Origin of the sequence: Winogradskyella sp. R77965, assembly GCF_044594915.1 — a bacterium.
In the GTDB taxonomy this organism is placed as follows: Bacteria; Bacteroidota; Bacteroidia; order Flavobacteriales; family Flavobacteriaceae; genus Winogradskyella.
Window position 1 is genome coordinate 3,261,043 of record NZ_CP138990.1, and the last position, 20,529, is coordinate 3,281,571.

At 33.6% G+C, this 20,529-nt stretch carries 21 protein-coding genes; 11 read left to right on the forward strand and 10 right to left on the reverse strand.

Going from position 1 to position 20,529, the window contains the following annotated elements:
- Positions 1 to 135 precede the first annotated feature (135 nt).
- Positions 136 to 1,761 (reverse strand): L-glutamate gamma-semialdehyde dehydrogenase, encoded by a 1,626-nt coding sequence (gene pruA / locus SJY34_RS14545; protein WP_400076864.1) that lies wholly within the window; start codon positions 1,759 to 1,761, stop codon positions 136 to 138.
- A gap of 143 nt (positions 1,762 to 1,904) precedes the next feature.
- Between pruA and SJY34_RS14550 the strand changes: the two genes are divergently transcribed.
- Complete coding sequence (locus tag SJY34_RS14550) at positions 1,905 to 2,912, forward strand: DUF6695 family protein (protein WP_400076866.1); 1,008 nt, start codon at positions 1,905 to 1,907, stop codon at positions 2,910 to 2,912.
- On the opposite strand, the gene apaG is transcribed toward SJY34_RS14550, so the two are convergent.
- From apaG to SJY34_RS14565, 3 genes are all read right to left on the reverse strand, one after another.
- Positions 2,909 to 3,295, reverse strand: a complete 387-nt coding sequence (gene apaG / locus SJY34_RS14555; protein ID WP_386060958.1) for a Co2+/Mg2+ efflux protein ApaG — start codon at positions 3,293 to 3,295, stop codon at positions 2,909 to 2,911. The genes SJY34_RS14550 and apaG overlap by 4 nt on opposite strands.
- Positions 3,296 to 3,357: 62 nt before the next feature.
- Complete coding sequence (locus SJY34_RS14560; protein WP_400076868.1) at positions 3,358 to 4,734, reverse strand: pyridoxal phosphate-dependent decarboxylase family protein; 1,377 nt, start codon at positions 4,732 to 4,734, stop codon at positions 3,358 to 3,360.
- Between the two features lie 70 nt (positions 4,735 to 4,804).
- Positions 4,805 to 6,055, reverse strand: coding sequence for a DUF5103 domain-containing protein (locus SJY34_RS14565; RefSeq protein WP_400076870.1), 1,251 nt, complete (start codon positions 6,053 to 6,055; stop codon positions 4,805 to 4,807).
- 162 nt (positions 6,056 to 6,217) lie between these two features.
- Here SJY34_RS14565 and SJY34_RS14570 point away from each other — a divergent pair, with 162 nt between their 5' ends.
- Genes SJY34_RS14570 through nqrF form a run of 6 tightly spaced genes read left to right on the forward strand, consistent with a single transcriptional unit; the run spans position 6,218 to position 12,247 of the window.
- Positions 6,218 to 7,567, forward strand: a complete 1,350-nt coding sequence (locus SJY34_RS14570; protein ID WP_400076872.1) for a Na(+)-translocating NADH-quinone reductase subunit A — start codon at positions 6,218 to 6,220, stop codon at positions 7,565 to 7,567.
- Complete coding sequence (locus SJY34_RS14575) at positions 7,567 to 8,772, forward strand: NADH:ubiquinone reductase (Na(+)-transporting) subunit B (RefSeq protein WP_400076874.1); 1,206 nt, start codon at positions 7,567 to 7,569, stop codon at positions 8,770 to 8,772. Before SJY34_RS14570 ends, SJY34_RS14575 begins: the two co-directional genes overlap by 1 nt.
- 2 nt (positions 8,773 to 8,774) lie before the next feature.
- Entirely contained in the window at positions 8,775 to 9,521 is a 747-nt protein-coding gene (locus tag SJY34_RS14580) for a Na(+)-translocating NADH-quinone reductase subunit C (RefSeq protein WP_400076876.1), read from the forward strand.
- A gap of 1 nt (position 9,522) precedes the next feature.
- Positions 9,523 to 10,167 (forward strand): NADH:ubiquinone reductase (Na(+)-transporting) subunit D, encoded by a 645-nt coding sequence (locus SJY34_RS14585; RefSeq protein ID WP_400076878.1) that lies wholly within the window; start codon positions 9,523 to 9,525, stop codon positions 10,165 to 10,167.
- 48 nt (positions 10,168 to 10,215) lie between these two features.
- Positions 10,216 to 10,929 (forward strand): NADH:ubiquinone reductase (Na(+)-transporting) subunit E, encoded by a 714-nt coding sequence (gene nqrE, locus SJY34_RS14590; RefSeq protein WP_400076880.1) that lies wholly within the window; start codon positions 10,216 to 10,218, stop codon positions 10,927 to 10,929.
- Positions 10,930 to 10,933: 4 nt separating this feature from the next.
- Positions 10,934 to 12,247 carry an NADH:ubiquinone reductase (Na(+)-transporting) subunit F gene (nqrF, locus tag SJY34_RS14595; RefSeq protein ID WP_400076882.1) on the forward strand — a complete coding sequence of 438 codons (1,314 nt, stop codon included), beginning with the start codon at positions 10,934 to 10,936 and terminating at the stop codon, positions 12,245 to 12,247.
- A 95-nt stretch (positions 12,248 to 12,342) separates the two neighbouring features.
- On the opposite strand, the gene SJY34_RS14600 is transcribed toward nqrF, so the two are convergent.
- The 3 genes from SJY34_RS14600 to SJY34_RS14610 are packed head-to-tail and all read right to left on the reverse strand — an operon-like array spanning position 12,343 to position 14,675.
- Complete coding sequence (locus SJY34_RS14600) at positions 12,343 to 12,789, reverse strand: Na(+)-translocating NADH-quinone reductase subunit F (protein WP_400076884.1); 447 nt, start codon at positions 12,787 to 12,789, stop codon at positions 12,343 to 12,345.
- 41 nt (positions 12,790 to 12,830) lie between these two features.
- A complete protein-coding gene (locus SJY34_RS14605) occupies positions 12,831 to 13,223 on the reverse strand; it encodes a cupin domain-containing protein (RefSeq protein WP_400076886.1) in 393 nt (130 codons plus the stop codon).
- A gap of 12 nt (positions 13,224 to 13,235) precedes the next feature.
- Positions 13,236 to 14,675, reverse strand: coding sequence for an SLC13 family permease (locus tag SJY34_RS14610; RefSeq protein ID WP_400076887.1), 1,440 nt, complete (start codon positions 14,673 to 14,675; stop codon positions 13,236 to 13,238).
- A gap of 57 nt (positions 14,676 to 14,732) precedes the next feature.
- Here SJY34_RS14610 and SJY34_RS14615 point away from each other — a divergent pair, with 57 nt between their 5' ends.
- From SJY34_RS14615 to SJY34_RS14625, 3 genes are read left to right on the forward strand one after another with little or no spacing between them, the layout of a single operon-like run.
- Complete coding sequence (locus SJY34_RS14615; RefSeq protein ID WP_400076889.1) at positions 14,733 to 15,599, forward strand: DUF4846 domain-containing protein; 867 nt, start codon at positions 14,733 to 14,735, stop codon at positions 15,597 to 15,599.
- A 20-nt stretch (positions 15,600 to 15,619) separates the two neighbouring features.
- Positions 15,620 to 15,997 carry a Na(+)-translocating NADH-quinone reductase subunit F gene (locus SJY34_RS14620; protein ID WP_299119634.1) on the forward strand — a complete coding sequence of 126 codons (378 nt, stop codon included), beginning with the start codon at positions 15,620 to 15,622 and terminating at the stop codon, positions 15,995 to 15,997.
- 1 nt (position 15,998) lies between these two features.
- A complete protein-coding gene (locus SJY34_RS14625; protein ID WP_400076891.1) occupies positions 15,999 to 16,979 on the forward strand; it encodes an FAD:protein FMN transferase in 981 nt (326 codons plus the stop codon).
- A 100-nt stretch (positions 16,980 to 17,079) separates the two neighbouring features.
- Here SJY34_RS14625 and SJY34_RS14630 read toward each other — a convergent pair whose 3' ends face one another.
- The 3 genes from SJY34_RS14630 to map all read right to left on the reverse strand — a co-directional run bounded on the left by SJY34_RS14630 (position 17,080) and on the right by map (position 19,131).
- Positions 17,080 to 17,835 (reverse strand): class I SAM-dependent methyltransferase, encoded by a 756-nt coding sequence (locus SJY34_RS14630; protein WP_400076893.1) that lies wholly within the window; start codon positions 17,833 to 17,835, stop codon positions 17,080 to 17,082.
- Positions 17,836 to 17,873: 38 nt separating this feature from the next.
- Positions 17,874 to 18,251 (reverse strand): GxxExxY protein, encoded by a 378-nt coding sequence (locus tag SJY34_RS14635; protein WP_400076895.1) that lies wholly within the window; start codon positions 18,249 to 18,251, stop codon positions 17,874 to 17,876.
- A gap of 61 nt (positions 18,252 to 18,312) precedes the next feature.
- Positions 18,313 to 19,131, reverse strand: a complete 819-nt coding sequence (map, locus tag SJY34_RS14640; RefSeq protein ID WP_400076897.1) for a type I methionyl aminopeptidase — start codon at positions 19,129 to 19,131, stop codon at positions 18,313 to 18,315.
- 126 nt (positions 19,132 to 19,257) lie between these two features.
- Here map and SJY34_RS14645 point away from each other — a divergent pair, with 126 nt between their 5' ends.
- Positions 19,258 to 20,523 (forward strand): acetyl-CoA hydrolase/transferase family protein, encoded by a 1,266-nt coding sequence (locus tag SJY34_RS14645; protein WP_400076899.1) that lies wholly within the window; start codon positions 19,258 to 19,260, stop codon positions 20,521 to 20,523.
- Positions 20,524 to 20,529 lie beyond the last annotated feature (6 nt).

Consider the following 20,529-nt stretch of genomic DNA (forward strand, 5'->3'; position numbering starts at 1 on the left):
TTTTATTATCAACAAATAGAAACTACTCCATTTTAAGGTTCAATGTTTACGCTATGAACTTAATTTTTTGACATTTCATTTAAAAACAAAACCCTTAAAAGTATAGATTTAAGGGTTTCGTTTAGTTAAAAGTATTTATCCTAAAAAAGGATATCTATAATCTGTTGGAGTAACAAAGGTTTCTTTAATTAATCTTGGAGATACCCAACGCAATAAGTTTTGAGCACTTCCTGCTTTGTCATTTGTGCCTGAAGCTCTCGCTCCACCAAAAGGTTGTTGTCCAACAACGGCACCTGTTGGTTTGTCATTAATATAAAAGTTACCAGCAGAATTCTGAAGTGCTTTGGTAGCTTCTTCCACAGCATATCGATCTGTAGATAAAATAGCTCCAGTCAAAGCATACTCACTTGTTTCATCAACTAATTTTAAAGTTTCAGAGAACGCTTCATCTTCATAAATATATATTGTTATTACTGGACCAAATAACTCCGTACACATAGTTGTATATTTTGGGTTTGTGGTTACGATAACTGTAGGTTCTATAAAATATCCTTTAGATTTATCGTAATTCCCACCAGCAATAATTTCGGCATCGCTATCTGCTTTTGCACCATCAATATACTTAGCTAATTTATCAAAAGAACCTTCATGGATTACTGCAGTTATGAAATTACTCATATCTTCTGGAGATCCCATTTTGAATGATTTAATATCTTCAACAAGATATTTTTTCACATCAGCCCAAATACCTTTAGGAATATACGCTCTAGATGCAGCGCTACATTTTTGACCTTGAAATTCAAAAGCACCACGAGAAATAGCAGTCGCAACTTGTTTTGCATTTGCTGTTTTATGTGCCACAATAAAATCTTTTCCACCTGTCTCACCAACGATTCTTGGGTAGGTTTTGTAGTTATGGATATTATTTCCTATTTGTTTCCACAACTCTTTAAAAATGAATGTTGAACCTGTAAAATGTAAACCAGAAAAATCTGGACTGGCCATTACAGTATTTGTAATCATCACTGGGTCGCCAAATACAACGTTAATAACACCAGCTGGTACACCTGCTTCTTTAAAAACATCCATAATTACCTTCGCAGAATAAACTTGGCTGTCACTTGGTTTCCAAACTACAACATTTCCCATCAAAGCCATACATGCTGGTAAATTACCTGCAATAGCCGTAAAGTTAAAAGGAGTTACTGCATAGGTGAAACCTTCAAGAGGTCTGTACTCAACTCTGTTCCATGCATCACTTGTACTTTCTGGTTGTTCCATGTAAATATCAGTCATAAACTGAACATTAAAACGCAAGAAATCAATAAATTCACAAGCTGCATCAATTTCAGCTTGGTGTATCGTTTTAGACTGTGCAATCATCGTTGCAGCATTAATTTTTGCTCTGTATGGACCAGCGATTAATTCAGCTGCTTTTAAGAAAATACCAGCCCGTTGTTCCCATGGCATTTGTGACCATTCTTTACGAGCTTCTAAAGCAGTTGCAATAGCATCTTCTATATGCTTTTGTTCTGCAAAATGATATTCACCTACAACATGTTGGTGATCGTGCGGAGGAGACATAGTTCTGGTGTTTCCAGTTTTTACGTCCTTTCCATTGATGTACATTGGGACTTCAACTTTACTGTTAAACATAGCTTTATAAGTTTCAGCTACGGCTTTGCGTTCTGGTGAACCAGGTGCATAAGACTTTACAGGTTCATTGACTGCTACAGGTACATTAAAGAATCCTTTTCCCATAATATATTTTGTTTTTTTGATTTGAAATTTGAAAGTGCAAAGGTACAATATTTATGATATATCGTTTGTTTGAAACGTTATTGTTATGTGAAGATTATTAGATAATTTTTGTAAGTTGCCATCTGAATTTTCTGAGCTTAATTATGTTGAAAAATGATGCTTTTATTTTAACGCTTGCTTATCCTGAAACAATAGTCTCACATGCTGAAGAATGGTATTCGCCATTTTTAAGATTCTTATTTGTTGGAAGTAAAAAACATGTTAGAGCAGGTCATGCAGCCTTGGTGTTGATTGACAAAGAAACAGGTGTTTTAGAATACCATGATTTTGGAAGATATATTACTTCTGCTCCAAATGGTAGAGTTCGAGGACGAGAAACTGACTTTGAATTGAATTTTCCACTCATTGCAAAAATTGATAATGACCGAATCACTAATCTAAATGAGATTTTAAAATTTTTAGCAACTCATCCCAAACTAACGCATGGTGATGGGAATCTGTATGCTTCAGTTTGCAATGCTGTTAATTATGATTTGGCAAGAACGCATATCACCAAAATGCAAAATAAACATTTCATCCGGTATGCAGCTTTTATAAAAGATGCTTGTAATTGTGCACGCTTCGTAACAGATACATTAATTGCCTCGTTAACTAACTCAAAAATAAAAAAGAAACTACAAAATTCTAAATGGTTTACACCTAGTACAATAGGAAATGTGGTCATTGCTGATACCGAAAATGATGTTTTTGTAGTGTCTGAACAGGGAGAGATAAGAGAGTTTAAATCCTCAGTAAGTAAAGAAAATAGGAGATTATTTTTAGATACCTTAAAAGGTTACAATCCTAGTTTAGCCGGAACTTTAGAGCCTAAGCATACCGAAGTTATAGTTGACCATGCCCAATGGTTAAGTGGTATTGCAGCTGGAGCGTGGTTTGAGATTTATGATTTAGAAGAAACTTTTGAATTTAGATTCAGACGAATTTCGCCTTATGGTAATATTGATGCTGATGGTATATATGTAGCTAATCAAGAAGGTTTTGATGTTTCTTTAGAATATCAATTCGTACACTATTCTAACTGCTTATTCTTTCATATAGAACAACAATCCAAACAATTTAGATTCGAATTTTTAAAGCATTTTGATACTTAGTTAAGTGCAAAAGGAGCACTCAATTTAAAAGAAGGGATATAAACTTTAAATTTACTTGCTTTTGTGAAGTTCACCATGTTATAATGACCTTGCATAGCTCCAAAAGGAGAAGTTAATAAACAACCAGAATTATAGGTATGAGATTCACCAGGCTTTAAAACAGGTTTTTTGCCTATGACACCTTCTCCTTCAATAATCTCTTCATTATTGAGAGCATCAAGGATTTTCCAGTGTCTTGTATTAAGTTGAACAGAGTCTTTACTCTGGTTTTCAATAGTTACCTTATAACCAAAGGCAAAGTGCACTTTATAATTTTTATAAAATGTACCTTCAAAATTGGTTTCGACAGAAATTTTAATGCCGCTTGTAACTTGTTGTACCATTAATACTAATAATTGTATGCGCTAAAATAGTATAAATTTTGAATGCAACACTACTTTTTAGGTTAAGTGGATGAAATTTTTAACATATGCTTGGCAACAAAGGCTTCTAATGTCCTAAAAAAGGCTAAAACATCTTCTTTCTCTAAAACACTATTTATGGTGACCATTCTAACAAATTCTTGATTATTGAACTTTCCGAAACCAACCATTAGTTCTGAGTTTTCATATAATGCAGTGCATAATTCTTTAGCAGGAATATCTTTATAATTAAAACATACAGAGATAGAATTTTCAAAACTGTATAGTGTATAATCTTTGTTGTTTTTTACATATTGTCTGGCAATATTTGCCATTTCAAACTGCTTATCAACAATTTGTTCTAGTCCATTTGTACCAACTGATTTCCAAAGTGTCCATATTTTTAAACCATCGTTTCGTCGTCCACATTGCAGAGAGGTTTTTCCTAAGTTAAAATCGTCACCATCTGTTTGGTATAAATAATCCGCTTCGTTAGAAAAGGAATGGTGCAATTGTGCTTTATTTTGTGTTACAATGATTGAACAACTTAAAGGAGTACCTAACATTTTATGCGCATTAACACTAAATGAATCCGAATGCTCTAAACCTTTTACTAAATGCTTATATTTTGAACTAAAAATAACTCCACCACAATACGCTCCATCGACATGTAACCATAATTGATATTTTTTACAAACCTTACTAATCAATTCAATATCATCAAAAGCTCCTAATACGGTTGTTCCTGCTGTAGCGTTCACAAAGAAAGGTTCAAAACCATCATTGAGATCTTTCTGAACTAATTCATCTAAATGATCCGCAAGCATCTCACCATTACCATTGGTGTTTACAAGCCTTACTTGATTTCTGCCTATACCAGTCAATGCCGCATTTTTTGAAATGGAGTAGTGCGATGCTGCAGAGGTGTAAAGCGTCATTTGTTTTTTAAGCCCTTCAGCTCTAATGTCTTCATTTTTATGATCTCTAGCCATAATCAATGCCATCATATTGCTCATAGAACCACCAGGCGCAAAAGTGCCATCACTATCGCTTTTATAACCAGCTAATTTGCATATGTTTTTCAGTACCTGCTTTTCAACACCTACTTGTGGGCCAGCTACTTTGTATGTGTACATACTGTTATTTAACATCACAGCCAACAAATCACCAAGTGCAGCTTTACCTATTCGCCCACCAAATAATTGATTAAAAAATGATTTTGAAGCTGTTTTTGGAGTGCTTTTAATAATCTCTTTTAGTGTTATTTTTAAATCATTATCTAATGAACCTTCAGCATTCAACGACAAGTTCAGTTGATTATACAATTGAGAAGTAGGAATAGGTTTTGCTACTGACTGATGTTTTTCGGCTTCAAAAAGAATATCACATAATTCTGAAAATAGGGCAATGTCATTTTGCATCTTACAAAAGGTTTTATGACGTGAAAGATAAAAAGAAATTTAGTCTCAGTAGGTTAAAAACCTTACAGCTTTAATTAGAAATATCAACAGAAGTAGCTTCGCCATAGCCAATCAGTCTGTCGAATCTTGCTCCAAGATCTCTGTAATATACAAGTACTTTGTAGTTATTTTCGGTTTGCCAAAAGTTGCCGCTAATAGCACCTTCATCTAGTTCTTGAGTCTCTTTATCAACTGCAACAAATTTGTAATTGTAGAAGCCTTGTTTAAGGCGCATCATGTTTTCATATTTACCACTTTCAGGATTAAATTCCATCTTAGTGAGTGGCTCAATTGCAAAAGCATTAAAATTGCCATAGACATGTATGTCTTTATCTTTTAATTCTTCATGTAGTAAAGAAAAGTGAATCATGGAGTAATCCGCTTCAAAATCTACATTTGTTCTATCAATAGCAGTAATCTGAAAATTCCCGTTAATATCTGGATTGTAAGTATAAGGTCTATCTTTTCGAGAGATATTAGTAAACAAATAGTTATGATAAATCTCTTTTAAATCAATAAACTGCACACCAATACTGGCAGATCTTATATCTTTGGTTTCAAAATAGATATATTCATTGCCTCCCCAAAATGCTGATTCAGTATCATACCTGTAAATAAGTTCGTTACCCAATGTATATTGTGGTTTTAAATCTGAAATAGCTGTGTTAAGGTTGTTATTCTGTATGATAAGTGTCTTAACGGTTTCCAAAGGGTTGTTGAAATTAATACTATTGGTATTGATTACTATGTCCACAGATTGCTTTTCTGCAATAACTTCTACATCTCTGGATCGTTTTACTTTAACACCAACACTGACTAAATCTTCATAAACCATAAATTTTCTACTGAACATCAGTTCATCATAGTCATCGTAAATGGAAATCATATAATTACCACTTTTTAATAAAGCACGTGTTTGCGAATTGGGTATTGTTAAATCGTAATGAGAATATATTTGAAAAGCATTAAATGAATTTTCGTAAGTCAAAATTCGTTGATTATCCAACCCTTTAAGATATTCGCCTTTAACTAAATTTGATGGTGTCCAATCAAAATTAAAGTGTTCTATGACGTAGTAAAAGTCTTCTTCATTACCGTTTAAGGCATCAAACTCTAAATTTAATGCTTCTCCTAGTTTTAAAACTGGAAGCTGACCTTGAGTAGTATTACTTTTAAATGTAATAGTCTTTATAAAGTCTGGAGGACTTACTTCTTCAACTTGCGAAAGCAAAAATGACGGTATAATTAGAAATAATAAGAGGCTATAAACGTTCTTTTTCATTATAAAAATTCTGTAGTGCATAAATATAATCAAAATCTGTGCCCTAAAGTATTTAAGTTATTTATAATGACTATAAATAAAAAAGATGTTTTAATATGAAAATTATTTAAGCATTAATTCGTAAATTTGCACGGATTTTTAGATAACTAATCTTTAAAGTATATGTCAAAAGACATCAGAATTAAAAAGGGTTTAGATATAAAGTTAGTCGGTGAGGCCGAGCAAACTACCGAAAATGCTATCATTAGCAATTTCTATTCTATAAGACCCGAGGATTTCCACAGTATTATTCCAAAACTTGTTGCAAAAGAGGGAACGCGTGTTAAAGCAGGTGAGACTTTGTTTTACAATAAAGATAACGAATCCATGAAGTTTGTTTCTCCAGTTTCTGGTGAAGTAACTGAGGTACAACGTGGACCAAGACGTCGAATCGACGCCATTAAAATCACTGCTGATAAAGAGCAAGCATATGTAGATCATGATAAATTTGATTTATCATCTGATGCGGAGAAAGTAAAATCACATTTGCTGGCTTCTGGTTGTTGGGCTTTTATAAAACAACGTCCTTATGATGTCGTTGCAAAAGCGGATAGTACACCAAAAGCAATTTTTATATCTGGTTATGCAACTGCACCTCTAGCCGCTAATCTAGATTATACTTTATCAGGTAAAGAAGCAGAATTACAAGCAGCTGTTACTGCATTATCAAAATTAACTTATGGTGGAGTTCATATTTCTGTTGGGACTTCTAATTCTCCATTAGCTAATTTAGATAACACTGCAATTTACAAAGTTTCAGGACCACATCCATCGGGTAACGTTGGTACTTTAATCAATAAAGTAAGTCCTGTAAACAAAGGTGAAGTCGTTTGGACAGTTAATGCGCAAGACTTGGTTATTATTGGGGAACTTTTATTAACAGGAAAATTTAATGCAGAGCGTGTTGTTGCTTTGGCTGGTTCATCGGTTAAGAAGCCAAGATATTTCAGAACTAAGATAGGTTCTGAAATTTCAACTATGGTTTATGACAATGGTGTTGAACAAGATGGTAACGACCGTATCATTTCTGGTAATGTATTATCTGGAAAGCAAGTACAACCTGATGGCTTCTTAGATTATTATAGTAATGTGATTACAGTAATTCCTGAGGGTGATGATTATGAATTCTTTGGTTGGAATAAGCCAGTTTTTAATAAAATTTCTACTTCAAGAGCTTTAACGTTTTCTTGGTTAACTCCAAAAAAGAAGTTTGCTCTAAATACCAATACAAACGGCGAGCATCGTGCATTTGTAACTACGGGAACGTACGAAGAAGTATTTCCTCTAGATATTTATCCAATGCAGATTTTAAAAGCTTGCATGTATAAAGATTTAGATGAGATGGAAGCTTTAGGAATGTATGAAGTTGCACCTGAAGATTTTGCATTAACAGAATTTGTGTGTGTTTCTAAGCAACCACATCAAAAAATTATAAGAGAAGGATTAGACTTAATGCTAAAAGAGATAGGATAATGGGTTTAAAACAAAATTTACATAATTTCAAGGAGAAGAATAAAGACAAAAAGTGGTTGCCTGGATTTAACGCGCTCTTTACGTTTTTATACATGCCAAATGAGACAACTCACAATGGAACTCACATAAAGGCAGCGGATGATTTAAAGCGTACGATGAATACAGTAATCATGGCATTAGTGCCATGTTTAATATTCGGTATGTTTAATGCAGGTTATCAGCATTATTTAGCACAAGGTTTAATAGAATCAGCTGACGGATTCTTGGGAGCATCATTTTGGACATGGGATAACTTTGTTATTGGGCTTTGGAAAGTATTACCGTTGGTAGTTGTCTCTTATGGTGTTGGTTTAGCTGTTGAATTTGTATTCGCTATTATAAAAGGACACGAAGTAGAAGAAGGGTATTTAGTAACAGGTATGTTAGTACCATTAATTGTTCCTGTTGATATTCCTTTGTGGATGTTATCAGTAGCAGTAATTTTTGGTGTTGTTATTGGTAAAGAGGTTTTTGGTGGAACAGGAATGAATATTCTTAATCCAGCCTTAACCATACGTGCATTCTTATTCTTCGCATATCCTACTTGGATGTCTGGTGATAAGGTTTGGGTTCATGGCGCTACAGCGGCTGCAGGCACACCAGATGCTTATTCAGGTGAAACAATATTAGGAACTTATGCTGCGAACAATCCTGTAGATTATAGTATGTGGGATATGTTCTGGGGAATTATTCCTGGTTCAGTTGGTGAGACGTCAAAGTTTTTAATCATTATTGGTGCATTATTCTTAATCTTTACCAAGATAGGAAGCTGGAGAATTATAGTTTCAACATTAATTGGTGCCTTAGTTATGGGCTTAATATTTAATGGTGTTGTTTCTGCAGAATGGATTGGGGAATCAAGTAAATTCTATGGATTAATGAATGTACCATTCTGGCAGCATTTAATCATTGGTAGTATTTTATTTGGAGCAGTTTATATGGCAACAGATCCTGTAACCGCATCACAAACCAATAAAGGAAAATGGATCTATGGTTTCTTAATAGGATTTATTTCTATTATGATACGTGTATTCAATCCGGCTTATCCAGAAGGTGTATTCTTAGCAATATTATTAATGAATGTATTTGCACCAACGATTGACCATTATGTGGTTCAAGGAAATGTGAAGCGTAGATTAAAACGTGTAAAAGTAAAAACAGCATAATTATGGCAGTTAATACAGATAAAAATTCATATACAATATTATTCGCAATAGGAATGGTATTAGTTGTAGGCTCATTATTAGCCTTTACAGCATCATCTTTAAAGCCTGCAATTACGGAAAATCAACGTATGGAAAAGCAACAGAATATTCTGTATGCTATGGGTGTAAATGAAAATGAGGGAACCAGTAGAGAATTTGTTTCTACGGATGTAGTAGCAGGAGAGTTTTCAAAATACATTAAAAAACAATTAGTTATTGACGCCAATGGTGGTTCAACAGAAGATAGCGAAGCTTATTTAATTGATGTTAAGAAAGAACAAGCAAAAGCTAAAAGTGGTGAAACAAGACGTTTGCCTTTGTTTGTTGGTGAGAAAGATGGTAAAACATTTTATATCGCACCAATAAGAGGAAAAGGACTATGGGATGCGATATGGGCTTACGTTGCTTTAGATAAGAATATGGTGGTTCAAGGTGCGTTTTTTGATCATGCAGGAGAAACACCAGGTTTAGGAGCAAATATTAACCAACGTTTCTTTATGGATGATTTTACTGGAGAACGTCTTTTAGATGATAATGGTAACTTTAAAGGTATTGCTGTTACTAAAGGAAACAACGATCCTAAAAACTTAATTAAAGATGACCACGAGGTAGATGCTATAGCAGGTTCAACAATTACTGGTGATGGTGTTACAGCAATGATTAAAGCTGATTTAAAATTGTATTTACCTTACTTTAAAAACTTAAAATAATATGGGATTACTTTCAAAAAAAGACACACAGTTAATCACAGATCCGTTAGCAGATAACAACCCAATTACGATTCAAGTATTAGGTATTTGTTCAGCTTTAGCAATTACTGCTGAGCTTAAAGCTTCTTTGGTAATGGGAGTTGCTGTATTATTTGTATTAGGCGTAGGTAATGTTGTTATTTCTTTAATGCGAAACATTATTCCTTCAAAAATTAGAATTATTGTACAATTAATCGTTGTTGCTACTTTAGTAATTATAGTAGATCAAGTCTTAAAGGCTTATCAATACGAGTTAAGTAAAACATTAGCAGTATTTGTAGGATTAATTATTACTAACTGTATTATCATGGGACGTTTTGAAGCATTTGCTCTAGGAAATGGACCTTGGAAATCTTTCCTCGATGGTATTGGTAACGCATTAGGTTATGCAGTAATCCTTTTAATTGTTGGATTCTTTAGAGAGCTTTTAGGTTCAGGTACTTTATTTGGTTATCCTGTACTTGGAGATGCCATTGAAAAAACAGGAGTGTACTCAATAGGATATGAAAACAACGGATTTATGTTAATGCCACCAATGGCATTAATTGTTGTGGGATTAATAATTTGGGTACAACGTAGTAGAAATAAAGCATTAATAGAAGATTAAAACGAATTGTCATTCTGAATTTATTTCAGGATATCAAACTCAAAATATATGGAACATTTAGAATTATTTTTCAAGTCAATTTTTGTTGATAATATGGTGTTTTCGGTATTCTTAGGTATGTGTTCATACTTAGCAGTATCTAAAAAAGTAGCAACAGCAGTAGGTCTTGGTGCGGCAGTAATATTTGTATTAGCTATTACAGTACCATTAAACTGGTTATTAGATCAGTACTTATTACAGCCAGGAGCATTATCTTGGTTAGGAGCTGAATATGCAGATTACGATTTAAGTTTCTTATCATTTATTATGTTTATTGCAACCATTGCAACAATGGTACAATTAGTAGAAATTGTGGTAGAGAAATTTTCACCATCATTATACAATTCACTAGGTATCTTTTTACCACTTATTGCTGTTAACTGTGCCATATTAGGTGGTTCATTGTTCATGCAATCACGTGAAATAGAAACTTTAGGGTTAGCTCTTAACTATGGAATTTCTTCAGGTATTGGATGGTTTTTAGCCATTTTAGCTATTGCTGCTATTCGTGAGAAAATTAGATATTCTAACGTGCCAGCACCTTTAAGAGGATTAGGAATTACGTTCATCATTACTGGTTTAATGGGAATTGGTTTCTTAAGTTTCGGAGGCATGTTAACTGGAGGAGAAGAGGAAGCTAAAGAAGATAAAACAGTAGAGGTAATTAAAGCTGAAACTGAAGATGAAAAAGAATTAGCTAATAACACTAAAATAACAGAATAGTAGTATGATTTTAGCAGCAGGAACAACAGGAACAGTAATAGCAACTGTAGTAGCGTTTTTACTAATTACATTAGTGCTAGTTAGTTTATTGTTATTTGTAAAACAAAAATTATCACCATCAGGTCCAGTAAAGATTACGATTAATGGTGAACGAGAAATTGAAGTAGCGTCAGGAAGTACATTACTATCTACTTTAGGTGGAAATAAAATATTCTTACCATCTGCATGTGGTGGAGGTGGAACTTGTATTCAATGTGAATGTCATGTTTTATCTGGTGGAGGTGAAGCATTACCAACAGAAACTCCTCACTTTTCAAGAAAAGAATTAGCACATGGTGCTCGTCTGTCTTGCCAAGTGAAGGTAAAACAGGATATGGAGATTACCATTCCTGAAGAAATATTCGGAATTAAGAAATGGGAAGCAACTGTTGTATCTAATTACAATGTAGCAACATTTATTAAAGAGTTTATTGTAGAAATCCCAGAAGATATGGGTTACAAGGCTGGTGGTTACATTCAGATTGAAATTCCAGAATGCGAGATTAAATATTCTGAAATGGACGTTACAGCACATCCTACAGACCATCCAGGAGAGCCAGATAAATTTAAACCAGATTGGGAGAAATTTGGATTATGGCCTTTAGTCATGAAGAATAGCGAAACTGTAGAGCGTGCTTATTCGATGGCTTCTTACCCAGCTGAAGGACGTGAAATTATGCTTAATGTTCGTATCGCTACACCTCCTTTTGATCGTGCAAAAGGTGGATGGATGGACGTAAATCCTGGTATAGCATCCTCTTATATATTTAATCAGAAAGCGGGTGATAAAGTAACAATCTCTGGACCTTACGGAGAGTTCTTTATTAATGAGTCTGACTCTGAGATGTTATATGTTGGTGGTGGTGCTGGTATGGCTCCAATGCGTTCACATTTATATGAATTGTTTAGAACTTTAAAAACGGGTCGTAAAGTAACTTATTGGTATGGTGGACGTTCTAAGGCAGAATTATTCTACATACATTACTTTAGAGATTTAGAAAAAGATTTCCCGAACTTTAAATTCTATTTGGCATTGTCAGAACCATTAGAGCAAGACAATTGGAAGGTGAAAACTGATATTAATGATGAAGTTGGTGACGGTTTTGTTGGGTTCATTCACCAAGTAGTAATAGACCAATACTTATCAAAGCATGAAGCACCAGAGGATATAGAATTATACTTCTGTGGTCCACCACTGATGAACCAAGCGGTTCAGAAAATGGGTGAGGATTATGGAATCCCAGATGAGCATATTAGATTTGATGACTTCGGAGGCTAACATTCCTGTGAAAACAGGAATCTCTTAATCGAGAATCTCTAAACATAGAAAAAGCCAATACCTTACAAAGGTATTGGCTTTTTTATTTTGGGTTATTAGGCTACTTCATATTCAACAGAAGTGGAATCAAACTCAAACAGTACGGAACAATCCATTACATTAGCAACGCTATCCATAAGGCAAAGTTCTGAAACTACTTCACATAAACCATTAAATAAATTATGATCTGTAATACTATCTGGTTTATACAACCGATTTTGGTTTGTAAAATAATAACCGCACCCTTCTAGAAAAGCCCTTTCAATTTTTAATAAATCAATAGGTGAATAGCCGTTAAATTTGCGACCAAGATTTTGATGCACCAATCCCACATAATTCAACCTTGTTGAACCATGGATGTCAGTTAGATGTCTCCATTGATCTTTATTGTCCAAAATATTGCCTACTGCGCATTGTTTACAATCTTCAGGATTTAAAGTCTTATTATGAAAAGCGTTATAAAGCTTATTTATAGCATTATTAAAACGAATGGAAGTTGTCATAACAGAATAATTTTTTTTTCAAGATAAAAGATAAGAAAAAATTATTTGTATTCCATAATCAAAAATACTGCGGTAGTTTTTCCAATATTTAAAACCTCATGAGAAGTGATTTCTTCATTACTAAAGCTATAACCAGATGGTACGTCAACTTCTCGTGTTCCAGAAGTATCTGTGATTCTAAATTTTCCGCCAGCTAGTGTATATCCAAAATGCGGATTGTGATAGTGCTTTTCGTGCCCTACACCAGGCTCAAAAATACATTTAAGTACTCTTAGCTCGTTGTTGTCTTGCAAAACTTCGCAAACAGCTTCACCGTTCCAACCAGCTTCTAAAGGGTCTGGCAATGTGTTTTTGTCTTTACAACTAACAATTATTATACTGTAAAACAAAATAATAGTTAATCGTATTGCGTAATTATGATATTGATTAATCATTGTTATAAAGATTTAAAACACAAGAGGAACAAAGAATTTAAACATAAGGATTAATAATGCAACGGCTATAAGATTGAGCTGTATTCCCACTCTTGCCATTTCCTTAACTTTAATATAACCACTTGCAAAAACAATAGCATTTGGTGGTGTTGCCATTGGTAGCATAAAAGCACAACTACTAGCAATAGTCACCGGGATTAATAGGTAAAGGATAGGGATTTCTAAACCAATAGCAATACCAGCAACCACTGGCGCTAAAACCGCTGTTAACGCCACATTGCTCATTAATTCAGTCATAAAAAGCATTAGGATAATAAGTAAAGACGCCGTTAATAAAATACTAATATTACTATTAGAAATACTATTAGCAACAACATCTACAATACCACTTGCAGACATGCCTTTTGCTAGGGCTAGACCACCACCAAATAATATTAAAATACCCCAAGCTAATTTTTGAGTGTCTTTCCATTCGAGGATAAAATCACCACGTCTATAATTATGCGGAATAGCAAATAAGGCAATAGCACCAAGTATACTAATCATTGTATCAGACAACCCTAATCCCGGAATTAAAGTATTGATAGGGCTTCTGAAAATCCAGAGTGATACAATAACTACAAACGTAATAAGCACCTGTTTTTCTTTAGCCGAAGTTTTTCCTAATTTTTGCAATTCTTCATCTATTATATGTTTTGAAGTATTAAACAGCAAACCATGATTAGGAAACATCCATTTTACTAAAACGAAATAAATAATAGTAATCAATACTATTGAAAAAGGTAAGCCTAATAACATCCATTTAAAAAATGAAATTTCTATATTATATTCATTTTCGAGTAAGCCAATTAATACTGAATTTGGTGGAGTACCAATAACTGTAGCGATGCCTCCAGCATTAGCTGAAAAGGCGATACCTAACATTACAGCGAGTGCAAAATTCTTATCCTTTTTGGTAAAGCCATCTTCATCATCTATCAATAATTGAATTACAGACATAGCGATTGGTAGCATTACAACAGTACTTGCCGTATTACTAATCCACATGCTCATAAATGCTGTGGCTATCATAAACCCTAAGATAACTTTATTTGGCGTCGTTCCTGTTTTCTTAATAATATTCAAAGCAATACGCTTATGTAGATTTACTTTTTCTAGAGCTAATGCTAATACAAAGCCACCAAAGAATAAAAAGACAATTGGACTTCCATAATTAGCACCTACATCTCCTATCGGCATTACTTTAAACAATGGAAATAATAATAGCGGGAGTAGTGAAGTTACAGAAATAGAAACTGCTTCTGTAATCCACCAAATCACCATCCATAATGCCACAGCAATAACGATATCGGCTTTGCCTGAAACGAATTCAATAGGTAACAACTGAAGTAGAATAAATAAAAGAGGGCCTAAAATTAAACCTAAACGTTTTGAAAGTGATGGATTTTTCATGTGAAGTAAAAATAGAAATTTAATACGAAATCCATAATTATTAGCGTTTGATTAATTATGAGAAAAATAATACTCGCTTTACTATTGCTTTCTTCAGTTGTGTTTTTAGCATTTCGATTTTTGCCAATAAAAAAAACAGCGAATGTTATTGCAGCTGCAATTGAAACACCAAGTTTAATTAATAAGGATAGCTTAACGATACAAACTAGAGTTAATGTTCCTATTGGTTACAAACGTGTAGATTATGTTAAAGGAAGTTTTGAAGACTATCTTAGAAACTATAAACTAAAACTTTTCGGAAGTAAAATAATAAACTATGATGACTCTGAATATTACTGGCAAGGAGGCCATATCGGAATTTTAGATATTCCAGTACCTAAAAATGGCTTGCAACAATGTGCAGATGCATTAATTAGAGTTAGAAGTGAATACCTCTGGGACAAGAATAGAAAAGACGAAATAGGTTTTAAATTTACGTCTGGTCATTATTGTTCTTGGACTAAATATGCTGAAGGCTATCGGCCAAAAATTCAAGGTAATAAAGTAACATTCCATAAAACCGCTTCAGCTAATCGATCTAAAGAAAATTTCTATAAATTCTTGAATCTTATCTATATATATTCAGGTACGCTTTCACTTTATAATGAGCTTGAATCCGTTAAGGCCAAAGATCTGAAAATAGGAGATATGCTCATTAAAGGTGGTTCACCTGGCCATATTGTTATAATTTGTGATGAGGTCATTAACGAAAAAGGTGACCAGCTATTTTTATTATTTCAAGGAAATACTCCAGCCCAAAGTGTACATTTGGTTAAAAATTTAGAAGACGTTTCTATTTCTCCATGGTATCAATTGAAAGATGAAGCTGTTATTCCTGTTTCAAATTATACATTTAGTAGCTCAAAATTTGTGAGGTTTAAATAGCAACTTCTTATCTTTGCACAATGAGCAAACCTCTCACACCTCAAGAAATACATAATCTTGCCATGAATCATGTTGGTAAGGATTTAGAAGCACGTGGTTTTGAGTTTGTAGCTATTAACAGTACGTTAAAGCGCCATCCACAATTTGTATGTATAGATAAAAATAGCCAATACTTTTTTGTTGTAGTTAGAGCTGTAATTCTTCCAGAAAATCCTAATAACTACGATGTCGTTTGGATGGAAACCTTCAAAAAGCATGCTTATGAAAAGGACGCTAAAGTTTTATATGCAGGAGTTGGTTTGGGAAATCCAGAAGGAGAAGATTTACCTATTTATTTAGATGAAGAATATCTTATTGAATATAATGGTATTCAAGTTATTGAAATGAATTTGAACTGATATGAAAAAAATAATTAGTGTTTTAGCTCTTATCTTATGTTTTTCCTGCTCTGAGGAAGAACCAAAAAATATTAAACTTTCAGGTCCAGTTTTCGGCACAGCTTTTAATATTCAATACTATTCTGAAGATCATATTAATTACGAAAAGCAGTTTGATAGTTTATTTAGTGTCGTTAATCAATCGTTATCAACTTACATTCCAAATTCAGATATATCTCAACTCAATAGAAATGAAACTACTAAAGTTGATAATCATTTTGAAAATGTATTTAAAGCTTCAAAAATTATCTACAGACTAACCGAAGGTATTTTTGACCCAACTATTGGTAATGTAGTTAATGCTTGGAATTTTGGTGCGGAAAAGAACAAGTTTTTAACGGATAGTGCAACTGTAGATAGTCTTATACAATTTGTAGGTTTCAGCAGAGTTGGACTCATAGATAATCATATTAAAAAACCAAAAGAAACCTATTTAGAATTTAATGCCATTGCTAAAGGTTATGGTATAGATGTTATAGCTAACTTTTTAGAATCTAAAGGAATAAAAAACTATCTGGTCGATATTGGCGGTGATTTAAGAACATCTGGAATCAATATTGAAAGCAAAAAGGGGTGGACTGTTGGTATAGACGATCCAAATTTTGATGGTACGCAATCGTATTCTAAAGTTATAATCTTGAAAGATGAAGCTATGGCTACATCAGGTACATATAGAAAATTTAGAATTGATGATAATGGGAATCGTTATGCGCATATAATTAACACAAAAACAGGTTATCCAAGTAAAACTAATATCTTAAGTGTATCCGTCATTGCGCCAGATTGTATGACGGCAGATGGTTATGCAACGGCATTCCAAGCTATGGGAATCGAAAAAGTAACTTCGTTCTTAAACTCACATCCTGAGTTAAAAGTTTATTTTATATATGAGTCTGAAAATAAAGAGCTTAGAACATTGGCTCTAAATAATTTCCCAGAATAGAAGCTTTTTATGTGACCTATATTTATGTTTTGGGTCTTATAATTGCTATTAATCATTATATAAAAAAAAGTTGCTCCTTGTTCGTTTGGTGCAGCTTTTTTTATTTGTAAACCACAGGAATGATCTCACCTTTGGCTAAGCGATATTTATCAATTTCAGAATCAGGAAGTTGAGACGTATAATGAATCTCTTCAACCTTAAAACCGATACTACGAAGCTTATCAAAATAATCTCTACCATAGATACGTACATGATCGTATTGCCCAAATATCTTAGCACGTTCAGCTTTGTCTGTTATAGAATCATCTTCAAAAGTAATATCCCGATTCAAATCTTGCGGAATTTGGAATATACCATAACCACCGGGTTTCATCACTCTGTATAATTCTTGCATGGCCTTTGTATCGTCAGGTATATGCTCTAAAACATGATTACAGAGAATTACGTCATAGCTATTATCTTCAAAAGGAAGATTACAAATATCAGCTTTGACATCTGCAATCGGTGATAGTAAATCTGTGGTTGTATAATCTAAATTATTTAATTCTCTAAAACGATTAAGAAAACATTGCTCAGGCGCAAAATGCAATACCCTTTTTTTAGCGGTAAAAAAATCTGTTTCGTTTTTTAAGTACAGCCATAACAGTCTGTGCCTTTCTAAGCTAAGTGTAGAAGGCGATAATACATTGTTACGTTGCTGTCCATACCCATAGGGTAAGAACTTTGTAAAACTTTTATTATCAATTGGGTCGGTGTAGGTCTCTCCTTTTAAGAAAAAAGCAAGAATCGGGCGAACCAAATAACTGAGCCTTATTAAAAGAGGTCTTGGTATGACATTTAGGATTATTTTGAACATATTTTTTGACACGAATTTCACTAATTTTCACGAATACATTACAGAACGATTCTTTTGTATTTTAAGCTGTCTTCTCCAAAGTTAATGAGAAGACCTAATTTTAATTTTGAAACTGCTAAATAATTTAATGTTTGTTTAACATGAGCAGAGACTAAAGTATCAATAGCTTTAATTTCTAATACAATTATATCATCGATGATGAAATCTGCTTTGTATTTATGAGGTAGAATATTTCCTTTGTAGCTAATAGAGTATTTTTTTTCTCTAGAATATTCAATACCATTATCAATAAATTCGATTTCTAAAGCATCAGCATAAACCACTTCATTAAAACCTTTTCCCAATTGGTTGTGTACTTCCATACAGATACCAATAATTTTATAGGCCTCTTCTTTATAGATTAAATTTTGATTCATTGATTGGTTAAAATTATGGTCTAGTGAGATTAGTGCAAATTTGTGAAATTCGTGTCGAAAATTATAAAACTAAAGCCTTTTTACGAAATGCATCTTCTTCATTAGAACTAATTCCTAGTGCTTCATGAACATAAGCAAATGTTGAAAGTATTTCTGGTTGTCCATCAACTATAGCAACATCGTGCTCAAAATGTACACTTGGTTTTCCGTCTTGAGTTACTATCGTCCAACCATCTTTAAGTTGTTTTACTTTATGAGTACCCATATTTATCATAGGTTCTATAGCGACCACCATACCTTCGATAAATTTTTTGCCTCTGCCACGTCTTCCATAATTTGGCATTTCTGGGTCTTCATGCATTTTTCGTCCTAAACCATGACCAACCAATTCTCTTACCACACCATAACCTTCCGCTTCGCAATACTGTTGAATCGCGTAACCAACATCACCAACTCGATTTCCAATTTTCAATTGTTCTATGCCAACATAAAGAGATTCTTTGGTAATTCTAATTAGCTTTTTGGTCTCTTCAGCGACCTCACCGATTTCAAAAGTGTAAGCGTGGTCACCATAAAAATCATTCATCAGTGCACCACAATCTATAGATACTATATCTCCATCTTTTAATGGAGTATCTGTAGGTAATCCATGTACCACAGCTTCATTAACACTGCATAAAAGTGTAGATGGGCAGTCATAAAGTCCTTTAAAACCAGGTAAAGCACCATGGTCTCTAATAAACTCTTCTGCAATCGCATCTAAGTGGTTAGTCGTAACACCTTCTTTTGTTTCTTTTGCAAGCATACCCAAGGTTTTAGATACTATTAAAGCACTTTGACGCATTAATTCAATTTCCTCTGCAGTTTTTACTATAATCATGTTTCTGATGTTGAGGCAACAAAGATAGGTAATTATAACAATTTTAAAATGTTTCTAAAACATGATAAAAGACAGTTTTTCTGAACGTTTTCTGATGTAATTTTATAACCTTAAAATAACAATAATATGTACAAAGTAGTAAGTGCAGCAGAAGCCCTAAAAATTGTAAAATCTAACGATAAAATATATGTTCATGCAGCAGCAGCAGTCCCAAACGTGCTGATTGACGCTCTTACTAATAGACATGAAGAATTGAGAAATGTTGAGATTTGTCAATTACACACAGAGGGCTCGGCTCCATATGCCAATCCAGAGTTAGCTGATAGTTTTCATGTAAATTCATTTTTTATTGGTAAAAATGTACGGCACACTTTGCATGCAGGAAATGGTTCTTACACTCCAGTTTTTTTGAGTGAAGTTCCTTTATTATTTAAAAGAAATATTGTGGATTTACAAGTCGCTTTAATTCATGTTTCTGTTCCAGATAAACATGGCTATTGCTCGTTGGGTGTTTCAGTAGAAGCAACTTTAGCAGCTATTGATAATGCAGATTATGTTATCGCACAGGTTAATAAGCAAATGCCTAGAACGTTTGGAGATGGAATTATCCATGTTACTGAGATTGACGCCTTTGTAGAATGTGATGAACCATTACCGACACATCCTGTAATAGAACCAACAGAAATAGAAACCAAGATTGGTGACTATGTTGCAAACTTAATTGAAGATCGAAGTACTCTGCAAATGGGAATAGGAAATATTCCTAATGCCGTTTTGTCAAGGTTACACAATCACAAGGATTTAGGGTTGCATACAGAAATGTTTTCTGATGGTGTTATTGATTTAATTCTCAAAGATGTAATTAATGGCAATTATAAGGGAGTAAATCCGGGTCGTGCTTTGGCTACATTTTTAATGGGATCGCAACGTTTGTACGATTATGTAAATGATAATCCTTATGTTGAGATGCGTTCTTCAGATTACGTAAATGATGTGTCAATTATTAAACAAAATCCGAGAATGGTTGCAATTAACTCTGCAGTAGAAGTAGATGTTACCGGACAAGTTTGTGCAGACTCTATTGGTTCTAAAATGTACTCTGGTGTTGGAGGTCAAATGGACTTTATTAGAGGTGCTTCTTTAAGCGAAGGAGGTAAAGCAATTATTGCTCTACCATCTGTTACAAGACATGGAGTAAGTAGAATAGTGCCATCACTTAAGACTGGCGCAGGTGTTGTAACAACTAGAGCTCATGTTCACTATTTAGTTACGGAGTATGGAGTCGCAAATTTATATGGAAAAACCATAAAAGAGCGTGTAAAAGCATTAGTTAATATTGCACATCCTGATCATAGAGAATCTATAGATAAATCTTATTTTGAAATGGTTTAAGTAAAT